The 13,413-nt window shown below is 64.3% G+C and carries 12 protein-coding genes; 4 read left to right on the top strand and 8 right to left on the bottom strand.

Features of this window, described 5'->3' with window-relative positions; all coding sequences use genetic code 11:
- Positions 1–35: 35 nt before the first annotated feature.
- From CFB47_RS08955 to CFB47_RS08935, 5 genes are all read right to left on the bottom strand, one after another.
- Complete coding sequence (locus tag CFB47_RS08955) at positions 36–1,364, bottom strand: type II and III secretion system protein family protein (RefSeq protein ID WP_089461391.1); 1,329 nt, start codon at positions 1,362–1,364, stop codon at positions 36–38.
- A 65-nt stretch (positions 1,365–1,429) separates the two neighbouring features.
- Positions 1,430–2,359, bottom strand: a complete 930-nt coding sequence (cpaB, locus tag CFB47_RS08950; RefSeq protein ID WP_089456109.1) for a Flp pilus assembly protein CpaB — start codon at positions 2,357–2,359, stop codon at positions 1,430–1,432.
- Between the two features lie 86 nt (positions 2,360–2,445).
- Positions 2,446–2,892: a TadE family protein gene (locus CFB47_RS08945; protein WP_089456108.1), complete on the bottom strand. Its 447-nt coding sequence runs from the start codon at positions 2,890–2,892 to the stop codon at positions 2,446–2,448.
- Positions 2,889–3,389, bottom strand: coding sequence for a prepilin peptidase (locus tag CFB47_RS08940; protein ID WP_089456107.1), 501 nt, complete (start codon positions 3,387–3,389; stop codon positions 2,889–2,891). Before CFB47_RS08940 ends, CFB47_RS08945 begins: the two co-directional genes overlap by 4 nt.
- A gap of 114 nt (positions 3,390–3,503) precedes the next feature.
- Positions 3,504–3,710 (bottom strand): Flp family type IVb pilin, encoded by a 207-nt coding sequence (locus CFB47_RS08935; protein WP_089456106.1) that lies wholly within the window; start codon positions 3,708–3,710, stop codon positions 3,504–3,506.
- A 676-nt stretch (positions 3,711–4,386) separates the two neighbouring features.
- On the opposite strand from CFB47_RS08935, the gene CFB47_RS08925 reads away from it, so the two are divergent.
- The 4 genes from CFB47_RS08925 (at position 4,387) to CFB47_RS08910 (ending at position 10,069) form a co-directional block, all read left to right on the top strand.
- Positions 4,387–6,147 carry a collagen-like triple helix repeat-containing protein gene (locus tag CFB47_RS08925; RefSeq protein ID WP_089460977.1) on the top strand — a complete coding sequence of 587 codons (1,761 nt, stop codon included), beginning with the start codon at positions 4,387–4,389 and terminating at the stop codon, positions 6,145–6,147.
- A gap of 40 nt (positions 6,148–6,187) precedes the next feature.
- Positions 6,188–7,612 (top strand): collagen-like triple helix repeat-containing protein, encoded by a 1,425-nt coding sequence (locus CFB47_RS08920; protein ID WP_089460976.1) that lies wholly within the window; start codon positions 6,188–6,190, stop codon positions 7,610–7,612.
- Between the two features lie 144 nt (positions 7,613–7,756).
- On the top strand, positions 7,757–9,442 hold the full coding sequence (locus CFB47_RS08915; protein WP_089460975.1) for a ShlB/FhaC/HecB family hemolysin secretion/activation protein: 1,686 nt from the start codon (positions 7,757–7,759) through the stop codon (positions 9,440–9,442).
- A gap of 165 nt (positions 9,443–9,607) precedes the next feature.
- Positions 9,608–10,069: a DUF2147 domain-containing protein gene (locus CFB47_RS08910; protein ID WP_089439957.1), complete on the top strand. Its 462-nt coding sequence runs from the start codon at positions 9,608–9,610 to the stop codon at positions 10,067–10,069.
- A gap of 103 nt (positions 10,070–10,172) precedes the next feature.
- Here CFB47_RS08910 and CFB47_RS08905 read toward each other — a convergent pair whose 3' ends face one another.
- The 3 genes from CFB47_RS08905 to lpdA form a co-directional block, all read right to left on the bottom strand.
- Positions 10,173–10,583 (bottom strand): transposase, encoded by a 411-nt coding sequence (locus CFB47_RS08905; protein WP_089494720.1) that lies wholly within the window; start codon positions 10,581–10,583, stop codon positions 10,173–10,175.
- A gap of 144 nt (positions 10,584–10,727) precedes the next feature.
- Complete coding sequence (zapE, locus tag CFB47_RS08900) at positions 10,728–11,825, bottom strand: cell division protein ZapE (protein ID WP_089439955.1); 1,098 nt, start codon at positions 11,823–11,825, stop codon at positions 10,728–10,730.
- Positions 11,826–11,924: 99 nt separating this feature from the next.
- On the bottom strand, positions 11,925–13,355 hold the full coding sequence (gene lpdA, locus CFB47_RS08895; protein ID WP_089425219.1) for a dihydrolipoyl dehydrogenase: 1,431 nt from the start codon (positions 13,353–13,355) through the stop codon (positions 11,925–11,927).
- Positions 13,356–13,413: the final 58 nt, after the last annotated feature.

Raw genomic sequence — 13,413 nt, 5'->3', positions numbered from 1 at the left:
CGTGGCGAGGCGTCGCAATCCGCGATGCATCGCACTCATTTCGAGAAACCCGGAGCTGCATCTGGTGATGCCGCTCCGCCCAGATACGATTTCCAGACCGGCCCGTCACGCTGCTCCGACAGTTCGCCAGGCGTCGCGGGCAATACCGCGCCCTTCGCGATCGGTGCGACGAGATGCGGCGTCACGATGAACAGCAATTCCTTGTCGTTCTGCTGATAGTTCAGATTCTTGAAGAACGTCCCGATGATCGGCAAATCGCCGAGCAGCGGCACCTTGTTGACGTTGGACATCGTCTGGCGATCGATCAGGCCACCGATCACGAAGCTCTCGCCGTCGCCGAGCTCGACCGTCGTGTCGGCTCGGCGCGTCGTGATCCCCGGCACCGCAACACCGCTGATCGTCACGCTGTTCACGTAATCGAGCTGGCTCGATTCGGGCGCAACCTTCAACGCGATCCGCTGCGGGCTCAGCACCGTGGGCGTCAACGACAGTCCGACACCGTACTGCTTCCACTGGATCGCGGTCGAGCCGAGCCCTTGCGGCGACGGCACCGGAATCTCACCGCCAGCGAGGAAGCTCGCGCTCTGGCCCGACAACGCAACGAGCGTCGGCTCCGCAAGCACACGGGCGAGATTGTTCGCCTCGAGCAGCGATAGGTCGGCGAAGATCCCACGGCCCGCGGCATTCACGACCAGATTGAACGCGGACGAGACAGGCGAGCCGAGCGTCGGAACGTACCCCGCGGTGCCGGGTGACCCACCGCTATACGATTGCACGCCGCCGGGCGAAAACGAGCCGAACGAAAAGCCGTTGCTCTGTTTGAAGAAATTGAACCCGACCTGCTTGAGCACCGATCGGCTGAATTCGACGACCCGCACATCGACCTGCACGACGCTCTTGCCCGCGACCGTCGAGCGATCGATCACGGCGCCCTTCCCGCTCATGTTTTTGCCGACTGCCGCCGCACGAGCATGCGCATCGAGCGACGTCGACGAGCCCTGCAGCACCGCGGTGCCACCGTATGCATTCACGCGCGGCGTGGAGCCGTCGAGCACCGCTTGCGCAGCTGCGTCGACGACTTCGACGTTCCAGACCGTCGGTTCCTCGTGACCGCGCTCCCACAGCATCACATTTGTCGCGCCAGGCGCCTTCGCCGTCAGCAACACGGAACCCGAGCGGCTGCCCTTCATGATCAGGACGTCGGCGATGGCCGGATCGCCGACCGCAACACGCTGCAGCGCGCGGCCCGCCGAAAGCTGCCGCTGCGCGCCAACCGCCAGTTCGATCGTGCCGCTCGCGCTCGCAAACGATGCGAAAGTCATGGTGCAGATAGCAATCGCGAATGCAATCAGTGTGTTTTTCATTGTTTGGTAGACCGTCACGCGGCCCTTTATTTGTCGTCGCTGAAATCGATAGCCTTCGATGTCGTTCAATAGGCAACCGTTTCCGACCGGCCGCCGCGGATCACTTCGATGCCGCCGCCCCCGCCGCCCGCCCGCACCACCGGCGGCAGATGCGATGGCAGTGGCGGCACGTTCGGGTTGGCCACCGGGGTTCTCGGTGTGCCGGACAGTTGTTGCAGCGAGACGCCCGCGGCGGCGAGCGCCGACGGCGACAGCTTGTTGTCCGTCCGCACCGCGACCGTCTGGATTGCAAGCTCGTCATCGCGCGGGTTACGCAACGCGAAAGTCAGGCGGCCACTCGACTCGCCAAGCGTCAGTGCATCGACTTGCGCGGTCGGCACCGCAAGCACCGCGATGCGGACACTGGACGGTTGACCGTTGTTGCCATTGGTGGTGTTGCCGCTGTCTCGATCGGGTGTCGCGTCGCCAAACGACAACACACGTACCTTCGACAACAACAGCCGCGCCTGAGTCTGCGAAATTTCGCCGTCAAGCATCGTGCCCCCGCCTTCGCGCTTCAGATTGAGAAATATGTCGACGTAGTTGCCGGGCCGCAACCGGTTGCCGACCGCATTGGTTTCGTCGACTCGGACAGCGACCGCACGCTCGCCCGGCTGGACATCCTCGGCAAGCCCCGACACCAGCGCCCCCGCGACAACCGGCGACGAAGCCGGAATATCCGCTGCCGGCACCCGGCCAACGAGCACGGACGGATCGGCAAATGCGCCAGTCGGCACCGGCGCGGTCTGCCGGACCTTCAGTGCGTCGGCCGTGATCGGCTGGCCGGCCGGCAACACGCGCGTCGCAATCACGACCGGAACCGGGTTTGCCGCAACGGTTTGCTGGACTGGCACGGCATTCTGCGTGCTGCGTCCGAGCATCCACGCATAAATTCCGAGCAATACGGCGATTGCAATCAGCAGTCCCGCGATGATCTTCGTCAAATTGTTGGCCATGTTGTCGTGTAGATGCCGGATTGAAAGTCCGATAGGTTTCTGCCCGATTCGCGCGCCAGCTTGCTGGTCGCGTCACGATACGCACTTCAAAGGATCGACTGCGGAATCTGCACGACCGCCGTACTCGTCAACGGTTGACTCAGTATGCTTCCCAGAAATGGCATGGTCGTAATCCAGTCTTTGGGGGTGTAGTTCACCGTGACGGACAGGCAGTACAGCGACGGTGGAACCGACGTGTCGTAACTGCACTGCGGCGCCGCAACTTGCGGCGTACCGACATTCAGCCAGGCGACGACGCTCTGCGCGGTCGTTGTTGCGTTCGTAATACGCGCAGCGAGGCTGGGGGCGTAAGCCAGCCCGGCCCGTGCACCTTCGCTGGCGGCAAACGTCAGGCTCTGCTGAATCGTGAATATCATCCCGAAAGTGACGATGCCGTAGAAAATCACGAACAATAACGGAAACACGATCGCAAACTCGACGGCCGTCGCGCCACGCTGCCGGCGGCGTCCATGCCGCTGCATCTGTCGTTTCATCGCAAGCTCCCCGTGGCGACAAGAAAGACAACCCATGCGGCAGCCGGTGCCGCGAGGCATGCCGCATAGGGTGTTGCCCGGTATTTGCCGAGCGCCATCGCCGGCTGGCCCGGTTGCCGCAACGCGCCGATCGACGTGCGCGACAGCAGCATCACGGCCAATGCATGAATACCGGCGGCAAGACTGGCGGCAATCCAGATCCACAGCAGCGCATATGCGCCGCACCACACGCCGATCACGGCAAAGATCTTGACGTCCGCCGCGCCCATGACGCGCAGCAAAAAGAGCGGGAAAAAGGCGGCCAGCCCGACCAGCAGGCCGATCATCGCCTGCGCCGGGAGAATGCCAAACGGACCGGCGTTGAAATACGCTCCGCCTAGGCCACTGACCAACCCGGCCAGGACGAGCGAATTCGAAACACGCCGAAAACGGATGTCGCTGGTCGCGACGAACGCAGCCCAGACCAGGAACATCCCGCTGAATATGAAATGTGTCATCGCAACACAACCTGCCGCAAATGTCGCAGAGAGCGGACTGCCAAAGGCAATCCGCTCGCCGCAACATCAAGACGACTCAATGTTTCGAGGTCGTACCAACTAACGTCAGGTGTATTACGTAAAGATCTTGGCAGCCGAGCAGTTCGCGCCGCCCGGGGTGGTGAGACACGTCCCGAGATTCGTGAACATATTGCCGAGATTAGTGCCGATCGTTGAGGCACCAGCCAAGATCGCGACAGCGATAAGACCCGCAATCAGCCCATACTCGATCGCGGTAACCCCGTCATTTTCCCGAAGGAAACGCTTGATGATTGCTTTCATTTTATTCCTCGTGCCTGTATTTACGTTCTTTGGCCTTTTATACGTATACGTCCCCGCATATCTGGCCGGTTGCCCCACGCTGTTCGCCACATCTGCTGTAACGACAACCGGGTGCGCTTTCTTTATAGGTCGCCCCGAGGGGCATGGCTCAACATTTGATGCAAGTTAACATTCGCGATAGTCACCTCCTCGAACGTTGTGTACCGAACCGTACATTTGCTTACATCTGCTGCCGATTCTATATCCGATCCCATTTAAATTCCAACCTCTTTTAACAACACGGATCGAAAAAATGACCAGGAGCACCATGTATTTGTACGGCGTTTCGGTACGACTTACACATAGGATTTACGATAGGTTAGATGTGCACACCTAATCCACCAGTAAAACAATTGCCTCGTCCACCAAGCCTGCGCGGCCCCCACGTTACGCCGCACGCGTAACGCCAATGTTGTGACGTTACGTTACGAAACGCGCGAAACCGTTCTCATTTGCCTGCCCTTAAACAGATTCAACAATCTTTCAATTTCCATAACTTCCTTTTCCGACAAGGAATTGCCTCGTTTAAAACCTGTTGTCGAACCGTCGAGCATCGAAATGGCACGACAGTTGCAGAGTAGTGCGCGCACCACTCAACACAACGAAGTTCACAACACATTTTTAATGCGAGGACAAAATGGACATTAAGGTTATCCCTCATGGCGTGTTCCGGACGACTCTGATCGCGGCCACCGTTGCAGCCATGCTTTCCCTCTCCGCGTGCGGCGGTTCCGGCTCCATCAGCCAGGGGCTCGGCGGCGGTTCGAGCTCGGGCGGCGGCGATACGATCTCCACCTCCGGCACGAGCGGTACTTCGGGCACGAGCGGTACCAGCGGCACCAGCGGTACCTCGGGCACCAGCGGTACGTCCGGTACGAGCGGTACATCCGGCACCAGCGGCACCTCGGGCACGAGCGGTACCTCCGGCACCAGCGGCACCAGCGGTACGTCGGGCACGAGCGGCACCTCGGGGGTATCGTCGAACCCAGTGGGAACTGTCCTCGCAAGCAGCAGCAACATCATCACGAGCGCCGGTGGGACCGTCTCGGGCCTCGGCTCCGTCATCGCCAACCAGTCGCTGCCGGGCGTCAACCCGGCCACCACGCAAGCCGCGGGCGGCATCGTGCAGAGCGTTGGCGGCGCCGTGACCGCACTCGGCAACGGCCTTGGCAACGGTCTCGGCCAGCTTGGCGCGACGAAGGATCCGCTCGGCACCACGCTCGCCAGCACGGGCGGGGTGGTCAACCAGCTCGGCGGCGCGGTCACGCAGACGGGCAACCTGGTCTCGAGCCTCGGCAGTGGTCCGCTGACGCCGCTCGCACCGGTCACGGGCGCCGTCGGCGGACTCGTGTCGACGCTCGGCGGCGCCGTATCGAACGGCGGCACCACGCTCACCAACGCACTGTCGACCGGCCCGATCCAGCAAGTCACGCAGACGGTCAGCTCGGCCATCACGCCGATCACGACGATGGTCGGCCAGACGACCCAGACGATCGGCACCGCGACCGGCCTCGGCGCGCCCGTCAACACGCTGCTCGGCACCGTCGGCAACGGCCTGAACCAGGCCGGCGCCCTGCTCGCGTCGGCAGGCGGCAACCCTGTCACGACCGGCCTTGGCAACACGGTCTCGTCGACGGGCAACACCGTGAAGGCCGTCGGCGGCCTGCTCACAGGCGGCACCGGCGGCGTGACCAACCCGCTCGCACCGCTCACGGGTCTCCTCACGACGGTCACGGGTACGCTCGGCGGCGCAACGGGCGGCGCCAGCAGCCCGCTCGCCCCGGTCACCGGCCTCGTCTCGACGGTCACGGGTGCGCTCGGCGGCGCAGCAGGCGGCGGCAGCGGCCCGCTCGCTCCGGTCACCGGCCTCGTCTCGACGGTCACGGGCGCACTCGGCGGTGCAGCAGGCGGCGGCAGCGGCCCGCTCGCCCCGGTTACCGGCCTCGTCTCGACGGTCACGGGTGCGCTCGGCGGCGCAGCAGGCGGCAGCGGCGGCCCGCTCGCCCCGGTTACCGGCCTCGTCTCGACGGTCACGGGTGCGCTCGGCGGCGCAGCAGGCGGCAGCGGCGGCCCGCTCGCGCCGGTTACCGGCCTCGTCTCGACGGTCACGGGCGCGCTCGGCGGCGCAACGGGCGGCACGAGCGGTGGCCCGCTCGCCCCGGTCACGGGTCTCCTCGGCGCGGTCACGGGCGCACTCGGCGGCGCGACGGGCGGTGCAGGCGGCAGCAGCCCGCTCGCTCCGGTGACGAACGTCGTGTCCACGGTGACCAGCACGGTCGGCGCACCGGCATTGACCGGCGGTACGGGCGCCGTCACGAACTCGGGTTCGTCGTCGAATCCGCTCGCGCCCGTCACGTCGCTGATCGGCGGCCTGCTCGGCGGCACGCACGGCAAGTAAACCAACATCCATCAATCGACAAGACAGCGAGGAGTCCATCATGTCCCAGCAACGTTCTCTCACGACAGCCGCCCTGCGCCAATGGCGCGCGCCCCTCACGGCCTTCGCCGCCGCCTGCCTGCTGGCCGCCTGCGGCGGCGGTGGCGTCAGCTCGCCGCCGACCAGCAGCAACAACAATAACAACCCGAGCACGAGCGGTACGCCAAGCACGAGCGGCACCAGCGGTACGTCCACCGGCACCAAGGGCGTAGTCAGCACGGTCGGCCAGACGGCCACCGACCTCGGCAGCACGGTCGGCAACATCAGCGTGCCGGGCCTCGGCGACGGCGTGACGAAGGGTGTCGGCAGCACGCTCTCGAGCACCGGCACGATCGTCGGCGCCGCCGCCGACGCGGTGAGCAACGGGCTGGGGCAGATCGGCACGGCGAAGGATCCGGTCGGCACGACCGTCGCGGGCCTCGGCAACGTGGTCGGCGCGACGAGCAACACGGTGTCCGGCCTGAGCTCGACGGTCAAGGCACTCGGCACCGGCCAGCTCGCACCGCTCGCGCCCGTCACGACGCCGGTCGGCACCGTCCTCGACACGGTGGCCAACGGCTTGACGGCCGCCGGAACGACGCTCGGCTCGACGCTGTCGTCGGGCGCCGTGCAGCAGGTCACGCAACCGCTCAGCTCGGCAATCACGCCGCTCGTGATCACCGCCGGCCAGGTCACGCAACAGGTCGGCACGACGACCGGCCTCGGCCAACCCGTCTCGGGCCTGCTTGGCCAGGTCGGCGGCGCGATCAGCTCAGCGGGCAAGCAGGTGGGTGGCACGTCGAGCCAGCCGCTCGTCGGCGACGTCGGTCAGCTCGTCACGGCGGTCGGCAACACCGTCACCAACGCGGGCGGCCTCGTCAACCCGAACGGCCCGAACGGCGCGGCACCGATCCCCGGCCTGATCACGAGCCTCGTCGGCGGCTCGACGGCGACCGTACAGAACGGCACGTCGTCGGGTTCCGGCTCGACGAATCCGCTCGGCGGCCTGCTGTCGGGTCTCGGCTCGACGCCGCTCGGCTCGCTCACGGGCGCACTCGGCGGCGTGACCGGCGGCTCGGGCAGCAGCCCGCTCGCGCCCGTCACCGGCCTCGTCTCGACCGTCACCGGCGCACTGAGCGGTGCGGCGGGCGGCAGCGGTGGCCCGCTCGCCCCCGTCACGAATCTCGTGTCGACGGTCACGGGCACGCTCGGTGGCGCGACGGGTGGCGCAGGCAGTGCAAACCCTCTCGCGCCTGTCACCGGTTTGCTGAATACTGTCACCGGAGCAGTCGGCGGCGCAGCAGGATCCGGGGGATCGAGCCCGCTCGCACCGGTCACGTCGCTGGTTGGCGGCGTCACGGGTACGGCAACGTCGGGCGGCAGCTCGACGGGGCTGCTGGCACCGGTAACGGGGTTGCTGGGTACGCTGGGTAGCGTTGGCAAGTAAGGAGGACGGTCGCACCTTCGCAGCCGGAGCGAATGGCGCGGCCGTACAAACACAACCGGCATTGCGGCACGCGGCGCGCGGCACCCTGGTGTCGCGCGCCGGCATTACAAAGAAGACGAAGAGCAAGGCCAACGAGGAAGAACAATGAAATCCAGACTCGACAGATGGATGATGCTGCTCGCCATCGCGGCAGCAGGCACGGCACATGCACAAACGCGCGTCGGCGGTAACCCGCTCGACTCCCTGCCCCAGATCAACGCGCCGAAAACCGGCCCGAACGTGACCGTGCAGGTCGCACCGCAAGCACCGCAATTGCAGGAGTTGCTGTCGCGTCACCTGACACCGACCACATTCCAGGTCGAAGGCGTGAAATCCGTTCCGTTCGACGAGATCTCGCGTCGCTTCACCCCGCTCGTCGGCAAGGACATCACGATCGGCGACCTGATCGAAACCGCCAACGGCGTGACGAAGCTGTACCAGGATCGCGGCTTCGCGCTGTCGTTCGCGTTCGTCCCGGCGCAGACGTTCGAGAACGGCGTCGTGCGCATCACGGTTGTCGAAGGCTATGTGTCGGACGTCAAGGTCACCGGCAAGCCCGGTGCGATGGAATCGAAGATTCGTGCGATCGCCGCGCATATCACTGCCGATCGCCCGCTGCGCCGCGCGACGTTCGAACGCTACGTGAACACCTTCGGCCTGTTGCCCGGCCTCACGGTCAAGGCGAACGTACCGCCGCCGCAAACCACCGACGGTGCCACGACGCTCGAACTTGCGGTCGACCGCAAGCCGTTCAACGTCAGCACCGGTATCGACTTCAACCATCCGGGCGTCCAGGGTCTCATCACCGCGACCGAAAACGGCCTCACGTCGTTCGGCGAGCAACTGAGCATTTCCGCGCTGGCGCCGCCGGGGCGCGACAAGCAAACCTATTTCGCATTCAGCGGTGCGGTACCCGTGGGCAGCAGCGGCCTGATCACGCGCCTCGACGCGAGCACCTATCGCGGCAAGCCGACCGACAACCCGGGGCTGCCATCGTACGTGCAGCGCACGGTCAAGAACGAGAAGCTGGGTCTTTCGGCATCCTATCCGATACTGTTGAACAACCAGCGCAGCCTGCTCGGCACGGTGTCGGGCTACGCGGCGCACAACGAGGACAACTACCAGAATCAGATCAATGGCGCGACGCTCAACAATCGGTCGCAGGTCCGCGTGCTGCAACTGCAACTTGACTACACCAACGTCCAACCGAAGCAAGTGCGAAAGTTGAGCGTCAACGTAGCCAAGGCGTTCGACATCCTCGGCGCGTCGAAATCGCAGGTCGCCCAGGCCAACGGCTCGACGATCACATACGCCGACCCGACATCACTGACCTTCGTCCGTACCGGCGCGACCTTCACGCAAACCAACGAGTGGCCGTTCCGGATCGGCACGTCGGTTTCGCTGACCGGACAATACAGCCCCGACTCGCTGCCGACATCCGAGCAGATCTCGTTCGGCTCGACGCGTTACGCGCTCGGCTATCAGCCGGGCGAAGCGTCGGGTGACTCGGGATGGGGGATTTCGCTGGAGGTCAACCGCGGCTTCACGCCGGGCTGGACGTACATGAAATCCGTAACGCCGTACATCGCCTACGACATGGCGCGCGTGTACCTGCACGCGGGCACACCGTCGCCGAACCGCATGTCGTCGGTCGGTATCGGCGTGCGTTTCACCGACAGCCGCTTCTACAGCCTCGACCTGAACGTTGCGAAGCCGGTGGGTGACGCTCCCGTCGAAAGTGCGTCACGCAGCCCGCGCATCAACGCCGCATTCTCGTATCAGCTCAACTGATCGGGCACCCAACAGCCCGCGCCAGCGGGCTGTTTCGATTAGAGTCCCCTCTATCAAACGTGACACGCGGTTTCACGTATTCTGGCGAAGCTCGCAACATGCCCGCCCCATGCAGACGGTCGTGCGGGCAAATCGAACACGACATGCAAAACAAGGAGGACGACAATGATTCAACTGACCCACCCGTTTCGTGCCATCGCCGTCGCCGGCGTACTGCTCGCTTGCGCCGCGCCCACGTTCGCACAAGCAGACAGCCCCATCGGCATGTGGCAAACGATCGACGACAACACGCATCAGCCCAAGGCACTCGTGCAGATCGCCGAGGACGGTGACGGTGCGCTGACCGGCAAGGTCGTGAAGGGCCTCGGCGCGAACGATACGCCTGATCGCCGCTGCACCGCCTGCACGGACGAGCGCAAGGATCAGCTCATCAAGGGCATGACGATCATCAAGGCCATGAAGAAGGATGGCGACCACTGGGACGGCGGCAACATTCTCGACCCGGAGAACGGCAAGGTCTACAAGTGCAAGATGACGCTTGAAGACGGCGGCCAGAAACTCGTCGTGCGCGGTTACATCGGCGTGTCGCTGCTCGGTCGTTCGCAGACCTGGGTTCGCCAGCAATAATGCGGCTCGCGCTTAAACGCGCGGCTCAATGAAAAAATCGGCCTGCGACGAAGTCGTCAGGCCGATTTTGTTTTGGTGCATGCGTGGCGGGAACTGATGAACATCACGCTGCATGCTTCAGCGTGTCCGACGCATAGCTGCCAGGTGCGCGATATGCGGGCGCCGCATTGCTGCGTGCTTCCGCCGCCTTCGATTGCGTGTGCTTGCGCATCCGCGTGGACAACTCGTTGCACAAATTCACGCCTGCGTCGCCATAGAGTTCACGCATGACACTCATCAACGTGCCCGTCTCGTGCCAGACCTTGAAGCGACGATGGCAAGTCTGGTACGAAGGGTAACGACGCGGCATGGCCGACCACGTTGCGCCGCTGTAGATCACCCAGAGCACGCCGTTCAGGACGGCACGCGTATTGGCCAACGGGCGGCCGCGCAACTCGGTGCGCGGCTGCATTTCGGGCAGAAGCGACGCAACGCAGCGCCACTCTTGATCGGTCAGATCGCGATACGGTGTCATGGACATCTCCAGCCTTAGTAACCATGACACAACGATATCGGCTCACCTCAACAATGAATATAAGACAAATCCGAAATTACCCCGAGATTGCTTTAATTTGACCGGAATTGACGATTGAATCCCGTCAATTGCCGGAAATCGCACTCAGGTCAGCGACGTATCGACGATGCGGCGCGGCGTTTCGATGTATTCCTTCGACTGCATCTCGACGATTCGCGAGACCGTACGCGCAAACTCGTTGGCCATCGGGCCTTCGATATACAACTGCTCCGCCGGCACCGCCGCGGACATCAGCAGCTTGACCTTGTGGTCGTACAGCACGTCGATGAGCCACGTGAAGCGCCGCGCCTCGGACGCCATGCGCGGCGACATCTGCGGTACTTCGGACAGCACGATCGCGTGGAAGCGGCTCGCCAGCTCGAGATAGTCGTTCTGCGAGCGCGGGCCGCCGCACAGCGTCGCGAAGTCGAACCATACGACGCCGTCCGCCTTGCGCAGTGCCTTCAGTTCGCGCTTCTCGATATGCAGGAGCGGGCTTTCGTCGGGAACGGCCGCGAGCTTCTGGAACGCATGCCGCAATTCGCGATCGGCATCCGCGCCGAGCGGCGTGTGATACATCTTCACCTGCGCGAGCGTGCGCTGGCGATAATCGACGCCCGCGTCGACATTGAGTACGTCGAGCTTGGACTTGATCAGCGCGATTGCCGGCAGCATGCGGTCGCGATGCAGGCCGTCCGGATACAGGTCGTCGGGATCGTAGTTGGACGTCATCACGAACTGCACGCCGTTGTTGAACAGGCGGTCGAGGAGACGGTACAGGATCATCGCATCGGCAATGTCCGACACGTGGAACTCGTCGAAGCAGATCAACCGGTAGCGCTTCGCGATGCGCCGCGCGAGTTCGTCGAGCGGATCGGCCTGCCCTTTCAGCTCCTCGAGCTCGCGGTGCACTTCGCGCATGAACTCATGGAAATGCAGCCGCGTCTTGCGCTGCACAGGCACGACCGCGTAGAAGCTGTCCATCAGGAAGCTCTTGCCGCGACCGACGCCGCCCCACATGTACACGCCGCGCGGGAGGTCGGGATGATTGATGAGCTTCTTGAATGCGTTCGAGCGGCGCGCCTTGTACTCGACCCATTCGTCGAAACATTGCTGCAGGCGATCGACGGCCGCGCGCTGTGCGGGATCGGACTGATAGCCGCGCGTGGTCAGTTCGCGCGTGTAGTATTCGGTGACGTTCATCGGGCAAACCGGAAAAAACGAAGGCGGACGGGAAAACCCCGCCCGCCCTCGTCATGAGACGGCTGCGCCGGCCGATGGCCGGCCGGCGCTATACCGCGCTCAGCTGTTCAGCGAGCGCTTGTCGACGGCGAGCGCCGCTTCGCGCATCACTTCCGACATCGACGGGTGCGGATGGCAGATACGGGCGATGTCTTCCGACGCCGCCTTGAATTCCATCGCCACCACGGCTTCCGCGATCAGGTCCGACGCGTTCGCCGCGATCACGTGCACGCCGAGCAGTTCGTCGGTCTTCGCGTCCGCGATCATCTTCACGAAGCCGTCCGGCGCGTTCATGCCGAGCGCGCGGCCGTTGATCGAGAACGGGAACTTGCCCGACTTGATCTCGCGGCCTTCCGCCTTCAGCTGCTGCTCCGTCTTGCCGACCCATGCGATTTCCGGGTACGTGTAGATCACCCACGGAATGCAGTTGTAGTCGATGTGCGGCTTCTGGCCGTCGATCACTTCCGCGACCAGCACGCCTTCGTCTTCCGCCTTGTGCGCGAGCATCGGGCCACGCACCACGTCGCCGATCGCGTACACGTTCGGCACCGCCGTGCGGCAGTGGTCGTCCACGTCGATGAAGCCGCGCTCGTTCGCCTTCAGGCCGATTGCCTCGAGGCCGAGGTTGTCGGTGTTCGGCACGCGGCCGACCGACACGATCAGGCGGTCGGCGTCGAGCGTCTGCGCGTTGCCGTCCTTGTCCGTGTAGGCGATCGACACGCCATTCGCGGTCGTCTTCACTTCGCCGATCTTCACGCCGAGGTTGATGTCGAGGCCCTGCTTCTTGAACAGCTTGGCCGCTTCCTTCGCGAGCGCTTCGTCGGCTGCGCCGAGGAAGGCCGGCAGCGCTTCGAGCACCGTCACTTCGGCACCGAGGCGACGCCACACCGAGCCGAGCTCGAGGCCGATCACGCCTGCGCCGATCACGGCGAGCTTCTTCGGCACCGAGTCGAACGTCAGCGCACCTTCGTTGTCCGACACGATCTTGTTGTCGACCGGGATGCCCGGCAGGTGACGCGCCTTCGAGCCCGTCGCGATGATCACGTTCTTTGCGGTGACGACTTCGGTTTCACCTTCGCCGCTCACTTCGATCTGCACGCCGGCGTCGGTCTTGCCGGTGAACTTGCCATGGCCCTTCAGCCAGGTGATCTTGTTCTTCTTGAACAGGAACTCGATCCCGCTCGTCATCTTCTCGACGATCGCGTCCTTGCGGCCGAGCATCTTCGCGACGTCGATCTTCACGCCGTCGACCGTGATGCCGTGGTCGGCCAGGTGGTGCGACGTGTTCTCGAACTCTTCCGACGATGCGAGCAGCGCCTTCGACGGGATGCAGCCGACGTTCAGGCACGTACCGCCGAGCTTCAGCGCGCCGGCCGGGTTCTTCCACTTCTCGATACAGGCAACGGTCTTGCCGAGCTGCGCGGCGCGGATCGCGGCGATGTAGCCGCCGGGGCCGGCGCCGATCACGACGACGTCAAATTCCTTGGACATGACAATCCTTTCTTCTTGTGCAGCCGCACGGGCCGCGCGTGTCGCGCGCCCGTGCGGT

The sequence above is a fragment of the Burkholderia sp. AU27893 genome (genome assembly GCF_002223205.1).
Taxonomy (GTDB): domain Bacteria; phylum Pseudomonadota; class Gammaproteobacteria; order Burkholderiales; family Burkholderiaceae; genus Burkholderia.
The sequence above is the reverse complement of the archived record's forward strand: the minus strand, read 5'-3'. Positions and strand labels throughout refer to the sequence as shown.

Coding starts and splice junctions, on each gene's coding strand:
- CFB47_RS08955 (WP_089461391.1), bottom strand. CDS start 1,364: ATGAAAAACACACTGATTGCATTCGCGATTGCTATCTGCACCATGACT.
- cpaB (WP_089456109.1), bottom strand. CDS start 2,359: ATGGCCAACAATTTGACGAAGATCATCGCGGGACTGCTGATTGCAATC.
- CFB47_RS08945 (WP_089456108.1), bottom strand. CDS start 2,892: ATGAAACGACAGATGCAGCGGCATGGACGCCGCCGGCAGCGTGGCGCG.
- CFB47_RS08940 (WP_089456107.1), bottom strand. CDS start 3,389: ATGACACATTTCATATTCAGCGGGATGTTCCTGGTCTGGGCTGCGTTC.
- CFB47_RS08935 (WP_089456106.1), bottom strand. CDS start 3,710: ATGAAAGCAATCATCAAGCGTTTCCTTCGGGAAAATGACGGGGTTACC.
- CFB47_RS08925 (WP_089460977.1), top strand. CDS start 4,387: ATGGACATTAAGGTTATCCCTCATGGCGTGTTCCGGACGACTCTGATC.
- CFB47_RS08920 (WP_089460976.1), top strand. CDS start 6,188: ATGTCCCAGCAACGTTCTCTCACGACAGCCGCCCTGCGCCAATGGCGC.
- CFB47_RS08915 (WP_089460975.1), top strand. CDS start 7,757: ATGAAATCCAGACTCGACAGATGGATGATGCTGCTCGCCATCGCGGCA.
- CFB47_RS08910 (WP_089439957.1), top strand. CDS start 9,608: ATGATTCAACTGACCCACCCGTTTCGTGCCATCGCCGTCGCCGGCGTA.
- CFB47_RS08905 (WP_089494720.1), bottom strand. CDS start 10,583: ATGACACCGTATCGCGATCTGACCGATCAAGAGTGGCGCTGCGTTGCG.
- zapE (WP_089439955.1), bottom strand. CDS start 11,825: ATGAACGTCACCGAATACTACACGCGCGAACTGACCACGCGCGGCTAT.
- lpdA (WP_089425219.1), bottom strand. CDS start 13,355: ATGTCCAAGGAATTTGACGTCGTCGTGATCGGCGCCGGCCCCGGCGGC.